Annotated in this window: 23 protein-coding genes; 13 read left to right on the top strand and 10 right to left on the bottom strand. The window is 70.1% G+C overall.

Annotated elements, in window-relative coordinates; translation table 11 throughout:
• Window positions 1–11 precede the first annotated feature (11 nt).
• Window positions 12–866 carry a DUF5666 domain-containing protein gene (locus E7742_RS15610; RefSeq protein WP_137799766.1) on the bottom strand — a complete coding sequence of 285 codons (855 nt, stop codon included), beginning with the start codon at window positions 864–866 and terminating at the stop codon, window positions 12–14.
• A 117-nt stretch (window positions 867–983) separates the two neighbouring features.
• Window positions 984–1361, bottom strand: coding sequence for an RNA-binding S4 domain-containing protein (locus E7742_RS15615; protein ID WP_302660010.1), 378 nt, complete (start codon window positions 1359–1361; stop codon window positions 984–986).
• Between the two features lie 266 nt (window positions 1362–1627).
• Here E7742_RS15615 and E7742_RS15620 point away from each other — a divergent pair, with 266 nt between their 5' ends.
• Complete coding sequence (locus E7742_RS15620; RefSeq protein ID WP_137799767.1) at window positions 1628–3253, top strand: flavin-containing monooxygenase; 1626 nt, start codon at window positions 1628–1630, stop codon at window positions 3251–3253.
• A 58-nt stretch (window positions 3254–3311) separates the two neighbouring features.
• Here the strand turns inward: E7742_RS15620 and E7742_RS15625 are convergent, their stop codons facing one another.
• Both E7742_RS15625 and E7742_RS23255 read right to left on the bottom strand, forming a co-directional pair.
• Complete coding sequence (locus E7742_RS15625) at window positions 3312–3707, bottom strand: DUF1801 domain-containing protein (RefSeq protein ID WP_137799768.1); 396 nt, start codon at window positions 3705–3707, stop codon at window positions 3312–3314.
• A gap of 102 nt (window positions 3708–3809) precedes the next feature.
• A complete protein-coding gene (locus E7742_RS23255) occupies window positions 3810–3953 on the bottom strand; it encodes a hypothetical protein (RefSeq protein WP_175420504.1) in 144 nt (47 codons plus the stop codon).
• A gap of 144 nt (window positions 3954–4097) precedes the next feature.
• Here E7742_RS23255 and E7742_RS15630 point away from each other — a divergent pair, with 144 nt between their 5' ends.
• Window positions 4098–5042, top strand: a complete 945-nt coding sequence (locus E7742_RS15630) for an esterase/lipase family protein (protein ID WP_137799769.1) — start codon at window positions 4098–4100, stop codon at window positions 5040–5042.
• Between the two features lie 71 nt (window positions 5043–5113).
• Here the strand turns inward: E7742_RS15630 and clpB are convergent, their stop codons facing one another.
• Window positions 5114–7666, bottom strand: a complete 2553-nt coding sequence (gene clpB, locus E7742_RS15635; protein ID WP_137799770.1) for an ATP-dependent chaperone ClpB — start codon at window positions 7664–7666, stop codon at window positions 5114–5116.
• Window positions 7667–7935: 269 nt separating this feature from the next.
• On the opposite strand from clpB, the gene E7742_RS15640 reads away from it, so the two are divergent.
• From E7742_RS15640 to E7742_RS15655, 4 genes are all read left to right on the top strand, one after another.
• Window positions 7936–9099 carry an FAD-binding oxidoreductase gene (locus tag E7742_RS15640; RefSeq protein WP_137799771.1) on the top strand — a complete coding sequence of 388 codons (1164 nt, stop codon included), beginning with the start codon at window positions 7936–7938 and terminating at the stop codon, window positions 9097–9099.
• Between the two features lie 91 nt (window positions 9100–9190).
• Complete coding sequence (locus E7742_RS15645) at window positions 9191–10048, top strand: NmrA/HSCARG family protein (RefSeq protein ID WP_137799772.1); 858 nt, start codon at window positions 9191–9193, stop codon at window positions 10046–10048.
• A 4-nt stretch (window positions 10049–10052) separates the two neighbouring features.
• Complete coding sequence (locus tag E7742_RS15650; protein WP_137799773.1) at window positions 10053–10502, top strand: hypothetical protein; 450 nt, start codon at window positions 10053–10055, stop codon at window positions 10500–10502.
• Window positions 10503–10546: 44 nt separating this feature from the next.
• Window positions 10547–11302 (top strand): FAD-binding oxidoreductase, encoded by a 756-nt coding sequence (locus tag E7742_RS15655; RefSeq protein ID WP_137799774.1) that lies wholly within the window; start codon window positions 10547–10549, stop codon window positions 11300–11302.
• 24 nt (window positions 11303–11326) lie between these two features.
• Here the strand turns inward: E7742_RS15655 and E7742_RS15660 are convergent, their stop codons facing one another.
• The 4 genes from E7742_RS15660 to E7742_RS15675 all read right to left on the bottom strand — a co-directional run bounded on the left by E7742_RS15660 (window position 11327) and on the right by E7742_RS15675 (window position 15538).
• A complete protein-coding gene (locus tag E7742_RS15660; protein WP_137799775.1) occupies window positions 11327–12904 on the bottom strand; it encodes an AMP-binding protein in 1578 nt (525 codons plus the stop codon).
• 147 nt (window positions 12905–13051) lie between these two features.
• A complete protein-coding gene (locus E7742_RS15665; protein ID WP_137799776.1) occupies window positions 13052–13876 on the bottom strand; it encodes an SDR family NAD(P)-dependent oxidoreductase in 825 nt (274 codons plus the stop codon).
• 28 nt (window positions 13877–13904) lie between these two features.
• Window positions 13905–14738, bottom strand: a complete 834-nt coding sequence (locus E7742_RS15670) for a mycofactocin-coupled SDR family oxidoreductase (RefSeq protein ID WP_137799777.1) — start codon at window positions 14736–14738, stop codon at window positions 13905–13907.
• The gene (locus E7742_RS15675) at window positions 14738–15538 is read right to left on the bottom strand and encodes a mycofactocin-coupled SDR family oxidoreductase (RefSeq protein WP_137801248.1); all 801 of its coding nucleotides are present in this window, start codon (window positions 15536–15538) and stop codon (window positions 14738–14740) included. Before E7742_RS15675 ends, E7742_RS15670 begins: the two co-directional genes overlap by 1 nt.
• Before the next feature lie 292 nt (window positions 15539–15830).
• Here E7742_RS15675 and E7742_RS15680 point away from each other — a divergent pair, with 292 nt between their 5' ends.
• From E7742_RS15680 to E7742_RS23635, 5 genes are all read left to right on the top strand, one after another.
• Window positions 15831–17003, top strand: a complete 1173-nt coding sequence (locus E7742_RS15680) for a Rieske 2Fe-2S domain-containing protein (RefSeq protein ID WP_137799778.1) — start codon at window positions 15831–15833, stop codon at window positions 17001–17003.
• Window positions 17004–17045: 42 nt separating this feature from the next.
• Window positions 17046–18227 carry an acyl-CoA dehydrogenase family protein gene (locus E7742_RS15685; RefSeq protein ID WP_137799779.1) on the top strand — a complete coding sequence of 394 codons (1182 nt, stop codon included), beginning with the start codon at window positions 17046–17048 and terminating at the stop codon, window positions 18225–18227.
• Between the two features lie 42 nt (window positions 18228–18269).
• A complete protein-coding gene (bphC, locus tag E7742_RS15690) occupies window positions 18270–19202 on the top strand; it encodes a biphenyl-2,3-diol 1,2-dioxygenase (protein ID WP_137799780.1) in 933 nt (310 codons plus the stop codon).
• A gap of 265 nt (window positions 19203–19467) precedes the next feature.
• Window positions 19468–20256, top strand: a complete 789-nt coding sequence (locus tag E7742_RS15695; RefSeq protein ID WP_137799781.1) for an IclR family transcriptional regulator — start codon at window positions 19468–19470, stop codon at window positions 20254–20256.
• An 11-nt stretch (window positions 20257–20267) separates the two neighbouring features.
• Window positions 20268–20402, top strand: coding sequence for a hypothetical protein (locus E7742_RS23635; RefSeq protein ID WP_302660011.1), 135 nt, complete (start codon window positions 20268–20270; stop codon window positions 20400–20402).
• A 48-nt stretch (window positions 20403–20450) separates the two neighbouring features.
• Here E7742_RS23635 and E7742_RS15700 read toward each other — a convergent pair whose 3' ends face one another.
• Window positions 20451–21155, bottom strand: coding sequence for a PadR family transcriptional regulator (locus E7742_RS15700; RefSeq protein ID WP_137799782.1), 705 nt, complete (start codon window positions 21153–21155; stop codon window positions 20451–20453).
• A gap of 151 nt (window positions 21156–21306) precedes the next feature.
• Between E7742_RS15700 and E7742_RS15705 the strand changes: the two genes are divergently transcribed.
• Together E7742_RS15705 and E7742_RS15710 are read left to right on the top strand one after the other, a co-directional pair.
• On the top strand, window positions 21307–21561 hold the full coding sequence (locus tag E7742_RS15705) for a hypothetical protein (RefSeq protein WP_137799783.1): 255 nt from the start codon (window positions 21307–21309) through the stop codon (window positions 21559–21561).
• A gap of 69 nt (window positions 21562–21630) precedes the next feature.
• A complete protein-coding gene (locus E7742_RS15710) occupies window positions 21631–22503 on the top strand; it encodes a TIGR03619 family F420-dependent LLM class oxidoreductase (protein WP_137799784.1) in 873 nt (290 codons plus the stop codon).
• Window positions 22504–22558 lie beyond the last annotated feature (55 nt).

The raw sequence follows: 22558 nt of genomic DNA on the forward strand, positions 1-22558 counted from the left end.
GGTGCCGCGAGTCAGTTACCGAAATCGGGAAGCGTCGTCCCGATGATCAGCTTTGCGGTGACCGTCCCGTTCTCCACCTTGTCGCCCTGCACCAGCACGGACTCGCCCGGCTTCAGGTCGGCGATGGTGCGTGCGGTGAGCGAGATCAGCGAGGTGTCGGGCGTGGTGCGCACGGTGATCGGCGAGCCGCCGAGGCCGTCGAGGGTCAGCGTGCCGCCGTCGTTGGCCGTGATGGTGCCCATTGCGGTTCCGGCCTTGCCGATCAGGTCGCCCACGCCCCCCGGCGCGTTGTCCAGCGGCGACGTCGTGTCCGGAGCCGTGCGACCCGGTGCCGGCGAGTTCGTCGGCGGCAACGGGGCCAGCCGGCTCGGGGTCGGCGCGGACGCGGTCGGGGTGTCCGAATCGTTCCCGTTGAGCGCGAGCCCGACGATCAGACCCAGCGCCAGCAGCACGACACCGGCGCCGACGGCCACCCACAGACCGACCTTGCGGCCCGGCCCCGGCCCCGGGGCGGCACCGAAGGCGGGGTCCTGCCCGGTCGGCGGCTGTCCGGGCGGCGGATAGCCACCGGCGTACGTCGGGTACGCCTGCGTCGGGTTCGGTGGGGTCGCCTGCGGATCGAAGCGCGGGTCGTACGTCGGGTACGCCTGCGTGGGCGCGGGGGTCTGCCCGCCGTACGCCTGGTACGGGTCGGCGGTGTAGTACTGCTCGGTCGGCTGGTCCGGGGGCGGGGTCCCCACCGGGCCCAACTGCTGGGTGGGGCCGTCCGACGGGCGGGCCCACTGGACGGTCTCGTCCGACGGCTGCTGCTCGGCAGGGTCGTACGCGCGCTCCTGCGGGGTGCGCGGGTCGTCGGGGTTCGTCATGGCGGGCCTGCTCCCATTTCGTCGGACGATGTCGCCGGGATCGCTGCGGCTGCTACCAGCCGACACCACAGCGTAGAGCGCAACTCTGAGATCCGTCTGAACCTCGCGCCGCCGCCTCTACACGCCGCGGAACTTCTCCATCTCGCGCCGTTCGCGCTTGGTGGGGCGGCCGGCACCGCGATCGCGCCGCGGGATCGACGCGACCAGTTCCGGCGACGGCGGCGGCGGGCTGTTGTCCACCAGGCACTGGGCCGCCACCGGGGCGCCGACGCGTTTGGCGATGGGACGCACCACCACGACGATCCGGTCGTGACCGGCGACGCGCACCCGCACCTCGTCGCCGGGACCGACCTGTACCGACGCCTTCGCGGGGGCGCCGTTGACCCGCACGTGCCCGGACCGGCACGCGGCGGCGGACTGCGAGCGGGTCTTGAACAGGCGCACCGCCCACATCCAGCTGTCGACGCGAACGCTCGCTGCGGTCGAGGTGGTCACGCCCGCCAGGGTACCCAGCCGTCGGCACCCCCGATTCGTCCCTCGTGGTGGGAGCCCCGTCGGCGCGGTCGCCGGGAGCGTCTCCCCTGCAAGACGGTGGTTTCCGGGCCCGCCGAAGGTCCCTGTTCCGCGGAAACGACCCGCTGGGCGGGATGGTCCGCTGCCCCGGTGGTTCGGCCCGCCATAGCGTGAATTCATCGCAGGAACCGTGAGGTCCGGATCCGCTTCGGGACTCGGTCGACTCACGCTCGTGGAAGGAACTTCTCGTGAACGGACAGGATTCGGCCCCCGACAACACCGCCGCGTACGACGTCGTGGTGGTGGGCGCGGGCATCGCCGGCGTGTACGCGGTGCACCGGTTCCGCCGGCAGGGCCTGACGGTGCGCGCCTTCGAGGCCGCGTCCGGGGTGGGTGGAGTCTGGTACTGGAACCGTTACCCCGGCGCCCGCTGCGACGTGGAGTCCGTCGACTACTCGTACTCGTTCTCCCCCGAACTCGAGCAGGAGTGGAACTGGAGCGAGAAGTACGCCACCCAGCCCGAGATCCTCGCCTACATCAACCACGTCACCGACCGGTTCGATCTGCGCCGCGACATCCAGTTCGACACCCGCGTGACCTCTGCGACCCTCGACGAGGACACGCTGCGCTGGACGGTGCGCACCGACCGCGGCGACGTCGTCTCGGCCCGCTTCGTCGTCGTGGCCGCCGGGCCGCTGTCGAACGCCAACACCCCCGATTTCGACGGCCTCGACAGCTTCGCCGGCGATGTCTTCCACACCGCCCGTTGGCCGCACGAGGGCGTCGACTTCACCGGCAAGCGGGTCGGCGTCATCGGCACCGGCTCGTCGGGCATCCAGTCCATTCCGATCATCGCCGAGCAGGCCGAGAAGCTGTACGTGTTCCAGCGCTCCGCCAACTACAGCGTGCCGGCCGGCAACACCCCGCTCGACGACGCCGCCCGTGCCGCGCAGAAGGCCGACTACGCCGAGCGGCGCCGGTTGTCGTGGGAGTCGGGCGGCGGTTCCCCGCACCGCGCGCACCCCAAGTCGGCGCTCGAGGTGTCCGAGGAGGAGCGGCGCGCCGTCTACGAGGAGCGGTGGAAGCTCGGCGGCGTCCTCTACTCCAAGGCGTTCCCCGACCAGCTGAGCGACCCGGCGGCGAACGACACCGCCCGCCGCTTCTGGGAGGAGAAGGTCCGGGCGGTCATCGACGACCCGGCGGTCGCCGAGCTGCTGATCCCGAAGGATCACGCAATCGGCGCCAAGCGCATCGTCACCGACAGCGGCTACTACCAGACCTACAACCGCGACAACGTCGAACTCGTCGACCTCAAGGCCGCCCCGATCGTCGGCATGGACGCCACCGGCATCAACACCACCGCCGCGCACTACGACCTGGACGCGATCGTCCTCGCCACCGGCTTCGACGCCATGACCGGCTCGCTCGAGAAGCTCGAGATCGTCGGACGCGGCGGCCGCACCCTGAAGGACAAGTGGGCGGCCGGGCCGGAGACCTACCTCGGTCTCGGCATCGACGGGTTCCCCAACTTCTTCAACCTCACCGGCCCGGGCAGCCCGTCCGTGCTGGCGAACATGGTGCTGCACTCCGAACTTCACGTCGACTGGGTCGCCGACGCCATCGCGTACGTCGACGCCCGCGGCGCCGCCGGCATCGAGGGCACGCCCGAGGCCGTCGCGGACTGGGTGGAGGAATGCCGCACCCGCGCGGAGGCGTCGCTGCTGAACACCGCGAACTCGTGGTACCTCGGCGCCAACATCCCGGGTCGGCCCCGCGTGTTCATGCCGTTCCTCGGCGGCTTCTCCGCCTACCGCGAGATCATCACCGAGGTGGCCGAATCCGGTTACAAGGGGTTCGCGATCATCGAGGGGTGAGAGCGTCGACGGCCGTGGCCGGGCACCCTACGGGGGTGCCGGGCCGCGGCCGTCCGCGTCACTGGGCGAGATTGAGTTCCACCGCCGCGCGAACGAGGTCCGTGAACGCGGCGTCGTCGACGGGGTCGTTCTCGTGGAAGTCGATGGCGCGCCGCGTGTTCCCCTCGAGACTCGAGTTGAACAACCCCGACGGGTCGTCCAGCGACGCACCCCTGGCGAACGTCACCTTCACGATCTGCTTGTACGTCTCTCCCGTGCAGACCATTCCGGCGTGCGTCCACGTGGGGACCCCGCGCCACTTCCATTCCTCGACGATGTCCGGGTCGGCCCGCTTGACCAGCTCCCGGATCCGGGCCAGCTTCTCACCGCGCCAGTCGCCCAGCTCGTCGATGCGCCGGTCGATCAGGGCGGACGGCGCGAGCCCGCCGTCACCGCCCGCTTTGTCGTTCGCCATGACGTCGATCGCCCTTCTCCCGCTCGCCGGAAACACCCCGTCGCACCCGAGTATCGGTGACCGGGTCGACGAGCGCACCACGAACGCGCCAACCGTACTGCGTCAGAAGGGATGTCCCAGGATGACGCCGATCAGCTGCAGCGGCATCGTGAGGAACATCGAACCCACGTAGAGCGGGTAGCGAATCGGATCGCCCGCGAGGTACCCCTCCGCGAGCCAGGACATCAGATCTGTGGCCGAACCCATCGCTCCACCCTCCGCCGTGGTCGTGTGCACCCGTTGTGTCGGTTCCCCGGACCCGAATGTTTCAACGTCGATTCCGCGCGGGAGCCGGTGCCGACCGTGCTACGTTCCCCGCACGTTCGACACCGCACATCAGGGGGTACACACGTGCGAAAGTTGCTCGCGGGACTCGCATTGGCGGCGGCTGCCACGCTCGGGGCCGGCGCCACCGCCGCGGCCGCTCCCACGCCGCCGCTGCCGGTACCGGACGGGTTCTTCTCCGGCATCGCACCGGAATTGACGAATCCGGCCGGATCGCTGCCGGGCTCCAACGACTTCGGGTGCCGGCCGACGGCCGAGCATCCCGAACCGGTGATCCTGGTACACGGCACCGCCGGTGGGCAGCAGACCAATTGGGGCAAGTACGCACCGCTGCTCGCGAACGAGGGGTACTGCGTGTTCGCGCTGACGTACGGCGGTGTTCCCGGGGCGCCGTGGCCCGTGAGCGCGATCGGCGGGGTGCTGCCCATCGAGCAGAGTGCACGACAGTTCGGTGACTTCGTCGACCGCGTGCTCGCGGCGACGGGCGCGTCGAAGGTGAACGTCGTCGGGCATTCGCAGGGCACGCTGATGCCGAGCTACTACGTCAAGTTCCTGGGCGGCGCCGACAAGGTCGACAAGTACGTGTCGTTGGCGCCGCTGTGGAAGGGCATCGACACCCTCGGCGCCGCGGGGCTGCAGCAGCTCGCCCGGCAGGCCGGACTGGACCAGGCGCAGGCACGGACGGCGGCGCAGGTGTGCGGGTCGTGCTTCCAGATGATCGCCGGCAGCGACTTCATGCACGCCATGAACGAGGGCGGGCCGTACGTCCCGCAGGTGACGTACACGAACATCATGACCCGCTACGACGAGGCGGTCGTGCCGTACACGTCGGGGTTCGTGGAGGCACCGAACGCCACCAACATCGTGGTGCAGGACGGCTGTTCGCTGGACTACGCGGAGCACGCGGGCATCGCCGCCGACCCCATCGCCGCCACGTATGTGCTCAACGCGCTCGACCCCGCGCATCCGCGGCCGGTCCCGTGCTTCTTCGTGCCCCCGTTCACCGGCTGAGGCCACCTGCGGTCCGTGCGCCTGTTCGGTAGCGGGTACTACCGCACAGGCGCACGGGCGCGCAGCGGAAACTAGCCCAGCACCAGCCGGTCGCCGTCCTCGGAGACGGTCACCGGCACCGTGTCGCCGTCGCGGACGGTGCCCGCGAGCAGCAGCTTGGCCAGCTGGTCGCCGATCGCCTGCTGGATGAGGCGACGCAGCGGCCGGGCGCCGTACTGCGGGTCGTAGCCGCGGACCGCGAGCCAGAACCGCGCCGAGTCCGACACCTCCAGCGTGAGCCGACGGGCCGCCAGCCGCGTCGCCAGCTGGTCGAGCTGGATGTCGACGATCGACTGCAGCTGCTCCTCCGACAGCGGGTCGAAGATGACGACGTCGTCGAGCCGGTTGACGAACTCCGGCTTGAACGCCGACCGCACCGCCGCCATCACGTGCTCCCGATCGCCACCCGCACCGAGGTTGGAGGTGAGGATCAGGATGGTGTTGCGGAAGTCGACCGTGCGACCCTGGCCGTCGGTGAGACGGCCGTCGTCGAGCACCTGCAGCAGGATGTCGAACACGTCCGGGTGCGCCTTCTCGACCTCGTCGAACAGCACCACGGTGTACGGCCGGCGTCGCACCGCCTCGGTGAGCTGTCCGCCCGACTCGTAGCCGACGTAGCCGGGAGGGGCACCGACGAGGCGCGCCACCGAGTGCTTCTCGCTGTACTCCGACATGTCGATCCGGACCATCGCCCGCTCGTCGTCGAACAGGAAGTCCGCCAACGCCTTCGCGAGCTCGGTCTTGCCGACACCGGTGGGGCCGAGGAACAGGAACGAGCCGGTGGGCCGGTTGGGGTCGGCGACGCCGGCCCGGGCGCGGCGCACCGCGTCCGAGACCGCCTGCACGGCCTCCGCCTGCCCGACCACGCGCTTGCCGAGTTCGGTCTCCATCCGCAGCAGCTTGGCGGTCTCGCCCTCCATCATGCGACCGGCCGGGATGCCGGTCCACGCGGAGACGACGTCCGCGACGTCGTCGGGACCGACCTCCTCCTTGAGCATGACGGACCCGTCCGAGGCGCCTTCCGACGCGGCGGACGCGGCCTCGAGCTGCTTCTCCAGCTGAGGGATCCGGCCGTAGCGCAGCTCGGCGACCTTGCCCAGGTCACCGTCGCGTTCGGCGCGCTCCTCCTCGCCGCGCAGCGCCTCGAGCTGCTCCTTGACCTCGCGCACCGAATCGATGGCGCTCTTCTCGTTCTGCCACCGGGCGGTGAGCTGCCGCAACTTCTCGCGGTCGTCGGCGAGCTCCTCGCGCAGCTTCTCGAGCCGCTCCTTCGACGCGGCGTCCGTCTCCTTGGTGAGCGCCATCTCCTCGATCTCGAGCCGGCGGACGGTACGTTCGACCTCGTCGATCTCGACCGGTCGCGAGTCGATCTCCATGCGCAGCCGGGACGCGGCCTCGTCGACGAGGTCGATCGCCTTGTCGGGCAGGAAGCGGGAGGTGATGTAGCGGTCCGACAGCGTCGCGGCGGCCACCAACGCGGAGTCGGTGATGCGCACACCGTGGTGCACCTCGTAACGCTCCTTGAGCCCGCGCAGGATGCCGACGGTGTCCTCGACCGACGGCTCGCCGACGAGCACCTGCTGGAAGCGCCGTTCGAGCGCCGCGTCCTTCTCGATGTACTTGCGGTACTCGTCGAGCGTGGTCGCGCCCACCAGCCGCAGCTCACCGCGCGCGAGCATCGGCTTGATCATGTTGCCCGCGTCCATCGCCGACTCGCCGGTCGCGCCGGCACCGACGATGGTGTGCAGCTCGTCGATGAACGTGATGACCTGCCCGGCCGAGTTCTTGATGTCGTCGAGCACCGCCTTGAGCCGCTCCTCGAACTCGCCGCGGTACTTCGCGCCGGCCACCATGGAACCGAGGTCGAGGGCGATGACGGTCTTGCCGCGCAACGACTCCGGGACGTCGCCGGCGACGATGCGCTGCGCGAGCCCCTCGACGATCGCGGTCTTGCCGACGCCGGGCTCACCGATGAGCACCGGGTTGTTCTTGGTGCGCCGGCTCAGTACCTGCACCACGCGCCGGATCTCGGTGTCGCGGCCGATCACCGGGTCCAGCTTGCCCTCGCGGGCGCGGGCGGTGAGGTCGGTCGAGTACTTCTCGAGCGCCTGGTACGTGCCCTCCGGGTCCGGGCTGGTGACGCGGGCGCTGCCGCGGACGGCGGTGAACGCGTCCCGCAGCGCCTCGGGGGTGGCACCGTGCCCGACGAGCAGCTTGGCGACGTCGGAGTCCTCCGACGCGAGGCCCACGACCACGTGCTCGGTGGAGACGTACTCGTCGTCGAGTTCGGTGGCCAGACGCTGGGCGGCGGTGATCGCGGCGAGCGCCTCCCGGCCGAGCTGCGGCTGCGTGGTGGCTCCGGTGGCGCGCGGCAGCCGGTCGACGATGTCCTGCGCCTCGCGCCGCACCACCGTGGGATCGACCCCGACCGCCTTGAGCAGCGGCGCGGCGATGCCGTCGGTCTGGTCCAGCAGGGCGACCAGCAGGTGGGCAGGACGGATGTCGGGGTTACCCGCCGCCGACGCCGACTGCAGCGCAGCCGTCAGTGCGGCCTGGGTCTTGGTGGTAGGAGAGAACGAGTCCACTGGTCACCTTCCTTGCGACGAACGAACAAGATCATTGTGCCGGTGCGAGGGGTCTCGACCGGTCTGTCGTCCTCCTCAACGTACGAAACCTTGAGTCTGTTCCGCTCAACTTCGAATTCTCGTCCATCGGCGCGTCGATTGCACGTCGTACCGCGGCGCAGCACTCGGACGCCCCCTGAGCAGCGCAGTCGGGGGCGCGGTGCACACTGGTTACCGGCACCGGTCGGTATCCCGCGAGCGGGCCACGAGAACACGCGAGGGAGGACGACGTGGACACGGCCGAGGTCAGGCTCATCCGCTCACATTTCGCTGCCGTCACCGCCTCCCCCGAGCACCGCGACCGCTTCGCCCGCACCTTCTACACCCACTTCTTCGGCCGCCTGCCGCAGTGCCGCTCACTGTTCCCGGCCGGCATGGACGGCCAGCGCAGCCGGTTCGTCGCCGCGCTCGAGTTCATCGTGCGCGGGCTCGACGACGTCGACCGGCTGCTACCCTTCCTCGCGCAACTGGGCCGCGACCACCGCAAGTACGGAGTGGAGCGCGAGCACTACGCGGCGGCCGGCAACGCGGTGCTCGACGCGATCCGCGACGCCGACTCCGACGAGCCGTGGAGCCCGGAGGCCGACGCCGCCTGGCGGGAGCTGGTCGCGTTGATCACCACGACGATGTCGGACGCCGCGGATGCCGACGACTTCCCCGCCGTGTGGGAGGCGACGGTCGTCAGCCACGAACGGGTGCTGCGCGATCTCGCGGTCATCCGCCTCGAGTGCGACTCCCCCATCCCGTACGCCGCCGGCCAGTACGTGAGCGTGCAGATCCCGCAGCGGCCGCAGATGTGGCGGTACCTCTCGCCCGCGATTCCCACCAACCCGTTCGGTCAGCTCGAGTTCCACGTGCGCCGGGTCTCGGGCGGGTGGGTGAGTCCGCCGATGGTCAACGAGACCGCGGTCGGTGACCGCTGGCGGATCAGTTCGCCGCTCGGTGGCCTGCACGTGGACCTCGACAGCGGCAAGGACGTGCTGATGATCGCCGGCGGCACGGGGCTGGCACCGCTGCGCGCCCAGGTCATGGACATGGCGCACCGCGGCATCAATCCCCGCGTGCACCTGTTCGTCGGTGGCGCGTACCCGTGCGACCTGTACGACATCGAGACGCTGTGGCACCTGTCGCTGAGCAACCCGTGGCTCACGGTGGTCCCGGTCACCGAGGAGGACGAGAACCCTTGGTGGCACCCGTATCCCGTGCTCGAACCGCCGCACGGACTGCACCAGCGGCTGCGCGGCCCGATCGGGTCGGTGGTGAGCCGGTTCGGTTCGTGGGCCGACCGGCAGGTGCAGATCTGCGGGTCGCCGGCGATGGTCAAGACCACGGCCTACGCGTTGCAGCGCGCGGGCACCCCGGTCGAGGCGATCTCGCACGACCCCCTGCGCTGACCCGGGCCACCCGCCGAGGAGGGCGCGGGTGGACCCGCGCCCCCGGTACGCTCGCAGCGACAGCATGCCGCGTCCGGCCGGAGGAGAACTTATGCCCGAGCACCCGATTCTCGTTCTGGCCGCCACCGGTGGCCAGGGCCGCGCGGTGAGCACGGCGCTGCTCGAGCGCGGGGCCCCGCTGCGCGCCCTGGTGCGCAACCCGGCGTCGTCCGGCGCCCGCGCCCTGGCCGCGGCCGGCGCCGACGTCGTGACCGGATCCCTCGATTCCCGCGACTCGCTGGTGGCGGCGATGCGGGACGTCACGGCCGTCTTCGCGATGACGACTCCGTTCGAGGGCGGCATCGACGAGGAGATCGCGCAGGGCCGCACCATCGCGGCGGCCGCCGAGGAGGCCGACGTACCGCACCTGGTGTTCAGTTCCGTCGCCGGCGCCGACACCGACAGCGGCGTTCCGCACTTCCAGAGCAAGGCCGTCATCGAGGCGGAGTTGGCGGCCGGCTCGGTACCGCACACCGTCCTCGGCCCCACGTATTTCTACGACAACGCACTCGGCGGCGCCGACCGGATCCGCACCGACGGCGTGCTGGATCTGCCGCTGCCGCCGGACCGCCCCCTGCAGCAGCTCGATCGCCGCGATCTCGGCGCGTTCGCGGCACTGGTTCTGCTCTCCCCGGAGCGCTTCGCGGACCGACGGATCGAATTGGCCAGCGACGCACCCACTCCCGCGGCGATGGCCGCCGCCCTCACGGATGCGCTCGGCTCCCCCGTTCGGCACGAGCAGACCCCGCTGGACGCCGTCGACAACCCCGACATGCACGCGATGTGGCAGTTCCTGGGCGGCCCGGGCTACCAGGTGGACGTGGCGCGGCTGCACGCCGACTTCCCCGAGGTGCCGTGGACGCCGTTCACCGACTGGGCCGCGGACACCTTCGGGACGACGGCGTCCTGACGACGTGACCGGAACGCCCCCGACGCGCCCGCTCGGCGTCGACGCGAGCGAGCCCCCGCCCGGATCGGTCGTGACCTTCGTCGTCTGGTTCGCGGGCCTGATCGCCGCGATGCTCGCGCTCATCCTCGCCCCGCCGTCCACCGGGCTCGCAGTCGTCAGCGCCCTGCTGACATGCGTCGGCGCCGGACTCGCCGCGGCGGGAGTTGTCCGGACGCTGCGGGAGAACCGCGGACGGCGCGTGCCGTGGCTGGGTCGACCGCCGGTCCGGCCCCGGCGATGGGATTACCTGTCGGGCACCGGAGTGCCCGTGACGGTGTACGGGGCGGGAGTCTTCGGCCGCGCCGTCGGCGGCGCCACGACCGGCGTGGTGCTGCCGCTCGCGCTCGGCGCCGTGCTGGTGCTCGCGATGACGGCGGCCCAGGCCCGGCACAACCGCCGCGTCGACGCCGCGTGACCCACCCGCCGAGCGCGGTGGAGCGGACCGGGAACAATGGCGGTATGGAGCAGCAGACCTGGACCGCGACCGTCGTCGAACATCACCGCCTGCGCAAGGATCTCGCGGTGGTCCGCCTCATCGGCGAGCCGGTCCCGTTCCGCGCCGGGCAGTACGTCGACGTCACCGTCCCGCAGTTCCCGAACCTGCCGCGGCGACTCTCGCCCGCGCTGCCGCCGTCGCTCGACGGCAAACTCGAGTTCCACGTCCGGACCGTGCCGGGCGGGTGGGTGAGCCGGCACATCGTCGAGAACACCACCCCCGGCGACCGGTGGCAGATCTCCTCGCCCCGAGGCGAACTCGCGGTCGACGAGAACGGACCGACGGTGGTGATGGTCGCCGGCGGCACCGGCCTGGCGCCGCTGCGCTCGATCATCCTGGACCTGACGCAGGTGCCGAACCCCCCGCAGGTCTACCTCTTCGTCGGCGGGCGCACGGTCCAGGACCTCTATGCGTCGGACATGCTGTGGGTCCTCACCCAGCAGTTGCCGTGGCTCACCACGGTGCCCGTCGTCGAGGACATCACCGGACCGGCCGACTCCGACGAGTGGTACGACCGCATCGTCGCGCAGGTCGGGCCCATCGACTTCCACGAGGACGACCTGCTCGAGGGCACGCTGGCCCAGGTCGTCCCCGAGCACGGCGCGTTCGTCGACCACCAGGTGCTGGTGTGCGGATCGCCGGCGATGGTGCAGTCGACGCGAGAGCGCCTGATCGCCACCGGAACCCCGGCCGAGTCCATCCGCACCGACCCGGTGTGAGAGTCGGCGCGGACGGCGAGCCGGTCACACCGAGCGGGTCGCGCCCTCCCAGAACTGCGCCCGCAGGGCCTTCTTGTCGAGCTTGCCGATGGGGGTGAGCGGTAGCGAGTCGACGAAGTCGACGGACTTGGGTGCGTGCACCGAACCCTTCGCGGCCCGGACCCGGTCGATCAGCTCCGCCGCCTCGACGCTCTGGCCGCCGCGCAGCACGACGCACGCCTTGACCGCCTCGCCCCACTTCTCGTCGGGCACACCGACGACCGCGACCGACGCCACCGCGGGATGCCCGGAGATGACGTCCTCGATCTCACGGGGGAACACGTTGAAGCCGCCGGTGACGATCATGTCCTTCTTGCGGTCGACGATGTAGAGAAAGCCGTCGGCGTCGGCGCGGGCGATGTCGCCGGTGTGCAGCCAGCCGCCGCGCAGCGCCTCCGCGGTCTCCTGCGGCTTGCGCCAGTACTCCTTCATCACCAGCGGCCCGCGGACACAGATCTCGCCGAGCTCGCCCTGTCCCACCTCGTTCAGGTCGTCGTCGAGCAGGCGCACGTCCAGCCACGGCACCGGGCGCCCGCACGACGCCAGCCGCTCGACGTTCTCGGGGTCGTGCTCCTCCTTGCGCATCACGGTGATCGTCATACCGCACTCGCTCTGCCCGAAGTACTGGAAGAACACCGGACCCAGCTTGGCGATGCCCTCCTGCAACCGCGACGGCGACATCGCGGCGGCGCCGTAGAACAGTGTCTGCAGGCTCGACACGTCGCGCGTCTCGAGGTCGGGATGGTCGAGCAGCATGTAGATCATGGTGGGCACCAGCATGGTCGAGGTGATCCGGTACTTCTCGATCGCCTCGAGCACGGCGCCGGGCTCGAACGCCGGCAGCACCACCAGCGAGCCGCCGCGCAGCAGCGTCGGCACGAAGAACGCCATGCCGGCGTGCGAGAGCGGGGTGCACGCCAGGAACCGCATCTCGTCGGGGAACTGCCACTCGGCCATCTGGATCTGCGGCAGCGTCACCCCGGAGCGGAACGTGTTGACCACGCCCTTGGGCTTGCCGGTGGTGCCGCCGGTGTAGACCATGCTCGACGGGTCGTCGCCGTCGACGTCGGCGGCCACCAGCGGCTGCGGCGAGAACGTCTTCGCGAGCGCCAGGATGTCGGTGCCCACGTCGGACGGACCGAGCGAGAACAGGTTCTTCAGCGTCGGTACGGCGGCCTTCAGATCGGCAGCGCGCCCGTCGAACGCGGTGGGGTCGAAGATCAGCGTCTCGATCTCGGCGTCGCCGAGGATGTAGCTGTGGTCGTCGAGCGAGCCCATCGGTGCGAGCGCGGTGTTGCGGCACCCCAGGATCATCTGCGAGCCGACGCTGATGAGGACCTCGGGGCGGTTCTTCGACAGCATCGCGACGGTCGATCCCTTGCCGACCCCCAGCGACTCGAGCGCCTGCCCGAAACAGCTGATCTGGTCGCGCATCTGACCACCCGTGAGCACGACGTCACCGAGGTAGAGCGCCTCGCGGTTCGCATTGCGTTCGAGCGCGGTGATCAGCAGGTCCGCCAGGAAGCGGGGACGGTGGAGCAGGTCGTCGAACGCGTCGCTCATGTGGGTTCCTTCTGCGTGCACGGGACGCGGCGGGCACGCTGCGCGCGCCTCTCGCGCCGGGTCGGCCACTGTGGTCCGGGTCACCGACACGATAACCGGGTTTCCCCGAAACTGGAACCTGTTACAGGCGGCCGCCGTCCCGCGCGGTCAGTTCCGGCCGTCGAAGAGGGCGTCCGGGCGCAGCTGCTCGCTCAGCACCCGGGCGCGCTTGGCAGCGAGGCGTTCGAACGACTCGGGGTGGGTGAGGATCCAGAAGTCGTCGGACGCGATGCCGTCGAACAGCAGCTTCGCGGCGGTGTCGGGCGTCATGCCCTCCCGGATCTGTTCGCGCCAGAACCCGGCGTCGGCGGCGCTCGCGTCGTGGTCGGGCGCGTCCTCGAAGATGCGGGTGGCCACCTGGCCCGGACTGAACACCGACACCGCGATCTGCGGATGGACCTCGGCGCACTCGAGGTACAGGCATTCGGTGAGCGCCTGCACGCCGTGCTTGGACGCGGCGTAGGCCGTCATCCGCGGGGTGATCGCGATGCCGCCCACCGAGCACGTGTTCACGATGTGCGACGGCCGCGGGTCGGCGCCCATCCGCGGGACGAACGACCGGATGCCGTGGAAGACCCCCAGCAGGTTGACGTCGATCACGCGCCGCCACTCGTCGGACGGGATCTCCCACGTGAAACCGAGCGACTCGAGGCCGGCGTTGTTGAGCAGCACCGTCACCGAGCCGAACTCGGCGTACGCGGCGTCGGCGAGCGCGTCGACGGCGGCCGGGTCGCGAACGTCGGTGGGCACCGCCAGCGCGGCGTGCCCGTCGGCGTGCAGGTCCGCCGCCACCGCGTCCAGACGGTCGGCGGAGATGTCCGCGAGCACGACGTTCATGCCGAGTGCGGCGGCCCGCCGGGCGGCGCTCTCCCCGATCCCGCTGCCGGCGCCGGTCACGACCGCGGTGCGTCCCCGCAGATCCTCGAGCCTCATCGGCGTCTCCTCCTACTTCACACAGTTCCTACTTCACACAGTGGCCGGCGTCGACCGGCAACGTCACGCCGGTGATGTAACGGGACTCGTCGGAGGCGAGGAACAGGCTGGCGTTCGCGATGTCCTCGGGCTCGATCATCGCGACCGGCAGCAGGTGCATCGACTGCAGACCCGCCTCGAACTGTTCTTGCGTCGGGTTCTCGACGCCCGGACAGAACGTCCGCATGGTGGCCGGGTTCTCGATCATCGGTGTGCGGGTGTTGGCGGGGTGGATCGTGTTGACCCGCACCCGGTGCGGGGCCAGCTCGTTCGCGAGCGACTTCATCAGCCCGACGACGCCGTGCTTGGCGGCGGTGTAGTGCCCGACGCTCACCAGCCCGCGCAGGCCGGCGATGGAGCTGACCAGCACGATCGAGCCGCCGCGGCCGCCGTCGACCAGGTGCGGGATCGCGGCCTTGCACGTGCGCCACACGCCGGTGAGGTTGACGTCGAGCATGGTCTGCCAGCGGTCGGCGTCCATCTCCACGGCCGGACCCGACGAGCTGATTCCGGCCGTCGCGCAGACGGTGTCGAGCCGGCCGAGCGCCTCGACGCCCTGCGCCACCGCGGCGTCCAGCGCCGGCTGGTCGCGCACGTCCACCTCGAACGCGCAGATCTTGCGGCCCAGCGACTCCACCAGTCGCACGGTCTCTGCCAGGTCCTCGGGCGACGCCCCCGGGGTGGTCGCGTGTTCCACCGGCGCGCACACGTCGACGGCGATGATGTCGGCACCCTCCTGCGCGAATCGCACCGCCTGCGCGCGGCCCATTCCTCGTGCCGCGCCGGTGATCAGCGCGACCTTCCCGTCGAGACGCCCGCTCATCACGCCACCTTCTGGGTCTGACCGGCGTCGACGACCATCTGCAGGCCGGTGACGTACCGGGATTCGTCGGAGGCCAGGAACAGCACCGCGTTGCTCACGTCGATCGACTCCACCCACGGCACGGGCAGCAACATCCGAGCCGACATCACCTCCGCGACGTCGTCGACGGTGGGTTCGTCGAGGTCGGGCCGCAGCCGCGCGAACGTCGCGGGGTTGAGCGTCATCGCGGTCGCGACCGCACCCGGGTGGATCGTGTTGACGCGGATCGATCGTCCGCCCAGTTCGTTGGCGAGCGTCTTCGCCAGACCGGTGACCGCGTGCTTGGCGGCCGAGTAGTGCGACGCGCCCGGCACCGCCTTGATCGCGGCCGTGGAGCTCACGATGATCACCGACCCGCCGGCCGGGTCCAGTTCCGCGACACCGGCCTTGACGGTGTGCCACGTCCCGGTGAGGTTGACGTCGATCGACCGGTTCCAGACCGCGTCGTCGATCTCCCACGACGGTCCCGGATTGTCGCTCACGCCCGCGTTCGCGACGACGGCGTGCAGCGGCCCCAGTTCGGACACCCCGGCGCGCACCGCCGCGGCCACGGCGTCGAAGTCGCGGACGTCGGCGGCGCCGGTCACGATCCGGCGCCCCGTTTCCCGCACCAGGCGAGCGGTCTCGGCCAGCTCGGTCTCGGTGGCCTCGCCCGGCAGGTCCAGCGCGACGACGTCGGCGCCCTCCTCCGCCAGCCGCACCGCGCACGCGCGTCCCAGCCCCCGGCCGGCACCCGTGATGAGCACTACCTTGCCGGCCATCCGCGTCACGGGGTCACCGCCGTCGTCCACGTCATGATCAGTTCCTTTCGCCGTGCCGCGACGCTAGCCAGCGGCGGCGCGGCGCCGGGAGGGCTCCTCCCGCGTGGTGGGAGGCGCGGCCCGGCCCGCCGCATCCGCACTCGGGCCGGCCGCCCGGCAGCGCGCTGAAGTGGTGCTATACCACGAATTCGGCACGTTCCATCCAGCGGGAAGCACCCTTCACACGCGACACGCCGCCGAGTTCTATGAGGCGCATCACAGCTCCCCCACCCCTGACGGCACGGAGGAATTCATGTCAATCGACACCGCAACGGTCAACTCGGACGACGACGTCGAGGTCCGCGAGATCGAAGCCGCGGCAGCCCCCACCCGCTTCGCGCGCGGCTGGCACTGCCTCGGTCTCCTCCGCGACTTCAAGGACGGCAAGCCGCACTCCATCGAGGCCTTCGGCACCAAGCTCGTCGTCTTCGCCGACAGCAAGGGCGAACTCAACGTCCTCGACGCCTACTGCCGGCACATGGGCGGTGACCTGAGCCAGGGCGAGATCAAGGGCGACTCCATCGCGTGTCCGTTCCACGACTGGCGCTGGAACGGCAAGGGCAAGTGCACCGACATTCCCTACGCCCGCCGTGTGCCGCCGATCGCCAAGACCCGCGCCTGGACGACGCTCGAGCGCAACGGCCAGCTCTACGTGTGGAACGACCCGCAGGGCAACCCGCCGCCGGCCGAGGTCACCATCCCGGAGATCGCGGGCTACGGCTCCGACGAGTGGACGGACTGGAGCTGGAAGACCCTGCGCATCAAGGGCTCGCACTGCCGCGAGATCGTCGACAACGTCGTCGACATGGCGCACTTCTTCTACATCCACTACTCGTTCCCGCGGTACTTCAAGAACGTCTTCGAGGGCCACATCGCCACGCAGTACATGCACTCGACCGGACGTGAGGACGTCATCTCCGGCACCAACTACGACGACCCCAACGCCGAGCTCCGTTCGGAGGCCTCGTACTTCGGCCCGTCGTACATGATCGACTGGCTCGAGTCGGACGCCAACGGCCAGACCATCGAGACGGTCCTCATCAACTGCCACTACCCGGTGAGCAACAACGAGTTCGTGCTGCAGTACGGCGCGATCGTCAAGAAGCTGCCGGGCCTGTCCGACGAGGAGTCCGAGGGCATGGCCGCGCAGTTCGCCGAGGGCGTGCAGCTGGGCTTCGAGCAGGACGTCGAGATCTGGAAGAACAAGGCGCCCATCGACAACCCGCTGCTGTCCGAGGAGGACGGCCCGGTGTACCAGCTGCGCCGCTGGTACCAGCAGTTCTACGTCGACGTCGAGGACGTCACCGAGGACATGACCAAGCGCTTCGAGTTCGAGATCGACACCACCCGGGCGGTCGCGAGCTGGCAGAAGGAGGTCGCGGAGAACATCGCGAAGCAGGCCGAGGGTTCCGCCACGGCGTCCTAGTCCCCGCCGCGCAGAACCACATCCACCAGAAGGAAATTCACCATGAGCTACGAAGTCCTGGCCCGCATCGAGGCCGCCGCCGACGACATCTTCGTCGAAGGCATCGAGGCCGAGCGGATCGGCAAGGTCGCCGACGCGACCGCCAAGCGCATGAAGGAGGCCGGCTCCATCCGTATGCTCCAGCCCAAGGAGCACGGCGGCCTCGAGGTCCACCCGCGCGAGTTCGCGGAGACCGTCATGCGGATGGCGTCGCTCAACCCGTCGGCGGGCTGGGTCCACGGCATCGTGGGCGTGCACCCGTGGCAGCTCGCGTTCGCCGACCCCCGCGTCCAGCAGGAGGTCTGGGGTCAGGACCAGGACACGTGGCTCGCGTCGCCGTACATGCCGGGCGGCATGTGCGTGCCGGTCGACGGCGGTTACAAGTTCTCCGGCAAGTGGTCGTTCTCCTCCGGGACCGACCACTGCGACTGGGCGTTCCTCGGCGCCTTCGCGTGCAACCCGGACGGCAGCATGGAGATGCCGCCGCGGATGCTGCACGTGATCATCCCGCGCTCGGACTACGAGATCATCGACGACTCGTGGGACGTCGTGGGCCTGCGCGGCACCGGCTCCAAGGACGTCGTCGTCAAGGACGCGTTCGTGCCCGACTACCGCGTCATGGACTGCGACGAGGTCATCGACGGCACCGCGGTCCGCAAGTACGGCCGCACCGAGACGCTGTACCTGATGCCGTGGTCCAACATGTTCCCGCTCGGCATCACGTCGGCCACCATCGGCATCTGCGAGGGCGTGCTGCACCACGCCAACGAGTACCAGCGCGAGCGGATCAACCCGCAGGGCACCGCGGTCAAGGACGACCCGTACACGATGTTCGCGGTCGGCGAGGCCACCGCGAAGCTGCGTGCGGCGCGGGACTCGCTGCTGGCCAACGTCGACCGCATGTGGGACCTGGTCGACGCCGGCAAGACCCCGACGTTCGAGCAGCGCGCCCTCGGCCGCGAGACCCAGGTGAACGCGGCGTGGCAGGCCGTCACCGCGATCGACCAGGTCTACGCCCGCTGCGGCGGCAACGCGCTGCGCATGGACAAGCCCATGCAGCGCTTCTGGCGCGACGCGCACGCCGGTCTGCACCACGCGATCCACGTCCCCGGCACCGTGTACCACGCCGCGACGCTCAGCAGCCTGGGCGTGGACCCGCAGGGCCCGCTCCGCTCGATGATCTGATCCCCGGATCCCTCACCTTCGAATCCACAACGGAGACACACCATGACGAACCCCAATGTCGGCGGCTTCGGCACCGACATCCGCGCTCTGGGCTACGTGAAGGTCCAGACCAACGACATGGACCGCTGGCGCACCTTCGCGTTCGACGTGCTCGGTTTCGCGGAGGGCTCCGGCCCGGACCCCGACGCGCTGTACCTGCGCATGGACGAGCGGGCGGCCCGCATCGTCGTCGTCCCCGGTGAGACCGACGAGGTCGTCACCGTCGGCTGGGAGGTCCGTGACCACGCCGCTCTGGTCCGGGTCACCGAGGCCGTCGAACGGGCCGGGATCCCGGTCAAGCCGCTGTCGCTGGAGGAGGCGGACGCCCGCCGCGTCGAGGAGGTCGTGACCTTCCAGGATCCCGCCGGCACGACGCTCGAGGTCTTCCACGGCGCGGTCCTCGACCACAGCCCCGTCGTCACCCCGTTCGGCGCCAAGTTTGTCACCGGAGCACAGGGTCTGGGGCACGTCGTGCTGCCGACGATGGACCCCAACGGCACGTTCGACTTCTACACCGACGTGCTCGGCTTCCTGCCGCGCGGCGCCTTCCGGATCCCGGCGCCGCCGGAGTTCGGTCCGCTGCGGGTGCGCTTCCTCGGCGTCAACCAGCGGCACCACAGCCTGGCGCTGTGCCCGGCCCCGCACGGCGGTGCGCCCGGCCTGGTGCACATCATGGTCGAGGTCGACACGCTCGACGCCGTCGGACAGGCACTCGACCGCGTCGTGAAGGACGGCTTCTCGGTGTCGTCGACGCTGGGCCGCCACACCAACGACAAGATGGTGTCCTTCTACGTCCGCGCCCCCGGTGGCTGGGACGTCGAGTTCGGCACCGACGGCCACCTGGTGGACGAGGCGTACTACACGTCCGAGGAGATCACCGCCGACAGCTACTGGGGCCACGACTGGTCCGGCAGCGAGCCGCTCGCGGCCATGTAGAAGAGCCGCTCGCGGCCGTGTAGAAGAGCCGCTCGCGGCCGTGCAGAAGCGCCGCTCGCGGCGTGCAGAACCCGCACCACAACCGCACATCGCTCCCGTCAGGGGGAACCCCCGTCCCAGCAGGGACACCGGGTTCCCCCTTTCGGTGTATCTCGATCTTGGTGACCTACTTCACAAATTCACGAAGCTGTGTCATTATTTCTAATCGAAATACCCACGTCAGATGGGTCTCACCGCGATGCTCGAAGAAGTGAGGGAGACATCGATGACCGCACCAGCGACTGCAGACTCCACCCCGACCGCAATTCTCGAACGCATTTCTCTCGTCCTGGACACGTTCGACGGCCCCGGCCGCCTGACGCTGGCCCAGGTCGTCAAGCGGACCGGGCTACCGCGGTCGTCGGCACATCGGATGCTCGAACGCCTCGTCGAGATGCGGTGGTTGCGCCGCGACGGCCGCGACTACGAGCTGGGCACCCGGCTGATGGAGCTCGGCTCCATCGCGGTCCACCAGAACCGCCTGCACGGCGCGGCCGCGCCGATCCTGCAGGAGCTGCACCGCGTCACCGGTTACGTCGTCCACCTCGGGGTGCTCGACGGATCCGACGTGCTCTACCTCGACAAGATCGGCGGACGGCTCGCCGCCGAACTGCCCACCCGGGTCGGCAGCCGCTACCCGGCGCGTAACTCCGCGATCGGCAAGGCATTGCTGGCCTACACCCCCGGCTGCGCCGACAGCCTCGCCGAGTTCACCCCCGAGCTGCACAAGGTCCGCGAGATGGGCGTGGCCTACGAGGTCAGTCAGATCTCCGGCGGGATCGGCATCATCGCGGTGCCGATCGGCCCCGTCGGCGGCGTGCTGGCCGCGCTGTCCATCTGCGGCCCCACCAGCCACCTCAAGTTCGACCACCGGCACGCGTCGCCGGTCCGCATGGCGGCGAACGCGATCCTGCAGTCGCTCACCGGACGCACCGGCGCCGCCCCCATCGCCCACCGCAATCGGCTCGAGAGCATGCCCACCGCGGCGTCCCGCCCGCGCCTGCAGTACGCCTGACCGCCGACGGCGTGCCCACCACGCACCGCCGGTACGACGAGTTGTTCCACGGATTCACGACGCTCGCGGCGCGGTCCGCGACGCAGGATGCGCGAAAGCCGTTGCAGGAGGACCAGTCCGCGGTCCCCGGCGGCGGGTGCCGGTGACCTACGACCGGTCCGGGTGAGGTCCGGGCCCCGAGCGGCGTCAGGCGGTCAGCTCCGCCGGCGTCGCTCGAGGCCCTCGACGAAATCCTCGACATCACGCCAGGAGCCGGCCACCTCCGGAACCGGATTGCCCAGCTCGTCCCTCGCCCGAACGTCGGCGAACGTCTCGGCGGCCTCGTCGATGTCGTCCAGAATCTGCCGGGCGAGGTCGATCTCCGCCTGGAAGTAGCGCTCGGCCCACAGCAGGCTCATCTTCGAGAAGGCCCACGACGGTTCGCGGGTGGCGTGGTCGCCGTGCAGCTTGGCCCGCTCCCGCATCGACTCCATGTTCTCGATGTGCGACCGGACGAGCTCCTTGAGCTGGTCCGGCTCGTTGAGGTGCCCCATCCACAGCCGCAACATGAGGCCGTGCTTGAGCACCGGCTGCTCCACCGGCGCGTCCCGCGACCAGTTCCGCACCGCCCGGGTGCCGCGGCCGGTGATGCGGTACACCCGCCGGCCCCGCTCGCCCGGCTCCGACACCATCTCCGACTCGACCAGACCGGCCGTCTCGAGCTTCTTGAGTTCGGCGTAGATCTGGCTGATGGACGGGCTCCAGTAGAAGAAGCCGATGCTCCAGTCCGCCCACTTCTTCAGGTCGTATCCGGTGAGCCCCTCACCGAGCGTGAGCATCCCCAACACGGCCCAACTGGTCGCGGGTAACGGCGGGTAGCCGTCGTCGGGAGCGTCGGCGGTGGGCTCGATCTCGGGCATGTTCGCAGACTAACAGCCCAGGTAGACGGCGGTTACCGGCCGGTCGGAACCGCCCGCTCACCGGGACGTCCCCTCCCGCTGCGTGGGAGGGAACGCGCACGAAGCACCCGAAGTGACTACCGTCACCCATGGAATCCAGGGAGGTCCGATCATGGAGAGCGTCCGCTGCAACAGCTGCAGCAACCGAGTCCTCGTCGAGAAGTACAGCGATGCGCACACCAGCATCCAGTGGCTCGACGACGCCGACAGCGTCTGCCCCGAGTTCGCGAAGACGCGCACCGACCAGGACGGGCGCGCGTGGGTACCCACGTGCCACAAGCTGCAGGAGACGATCGACGACCTCATCGTCTCGGGCCAGATCGGCCTGTCGCTGCGCAGCTACCCGGTGCCCGGCCGACTGGAGTGACCCCGGGGCGCGGTCCCGATCGCCGGGACTGCGCTCCCCGACAACAGAATTCGCCGATACGGTCGAGCGATGGAGTGGGCACTGTCGGGCGCGATGATCGCGCCCCGTGAGCTGATGGACCTCGCGCGCGTGGCCGACGAGGTGGGATTCGACATGCTGGCCATGCCGGACTCGGTGTTCTATCCCGAGACGGTGTCGGCGGACTACCCGTACTCGCCGGACGGCAAGCGGATGTGGTCGCCGGAGACGGCGATGCCGGATCCGTTCATCGCGATGGCCGCGATGGCCGCCGTGACGGAGCGCCTGCGCTTCTGCACCAACGTCCTCAAGCTGCCGTTGCGCGATCCGCTGCTCACCGCCAAGCAGGTCGCGACCATGGCGGTGATGTCGGACAACCGCGTCGCGATCGGCGTCGGACTGTCCTGGATCCCCGAGGAGTTCCGCTTCACCGGCACCGAGATGCGCACCCGCGGCGCCCGTACCGACGAGGCCATCCGCATCGTCAAGGCCGTCTGCGCCGGCGACGGCCCGCAGTGGGTCGAGTTCCACGGCAAGCACTACGACTTCGACCGGTTGATGATCAGCCCGGCGCCGGACCGGCCGGTCCCGATCTACGTCGGCGGCCACAGCGAGCCCGGGTTGCGCCGCGCCGCCCGGTTCGCCGACGGCTGGATCTCCGTGAACACCGGCTCCGCGCAGCTGAAGGACGCGATCGGCCGGCTCACCGAGCTGCGCGCCGAATTCGGGCGCGCCGACGAGCCTTTCGAGGTGGACGCCTCCCCCACCGACGTCTCCGACATCGCCGGCTACCGCGCGCTGGCGGACATCGGCGTCACCCGGTGCCGCGTCACCCCGTGGCGGCTCTACGACGTCGACCCGTCGGATCCGCGGGCCCGTCTCGACGCCGTCCGCCGGTTCGCGGACGACGCCATCCACTCCTGACCGTCGGAACCCCTGAACGGGAATTCACGGCACGGTTTCGCGAGCGAAGCGTGCC

Origin of the sequence: Rhodococcus sp. SGAir0479 (assembly GCF_005484805.1) — a bacterium.
In the GTDB taxonomy this organism is placed as follows: domain Bacteria; phylum Actinomycetota; class Actinomycetes; order Mycobacteriales; family Mycobacteriaceae; genus Prescottella.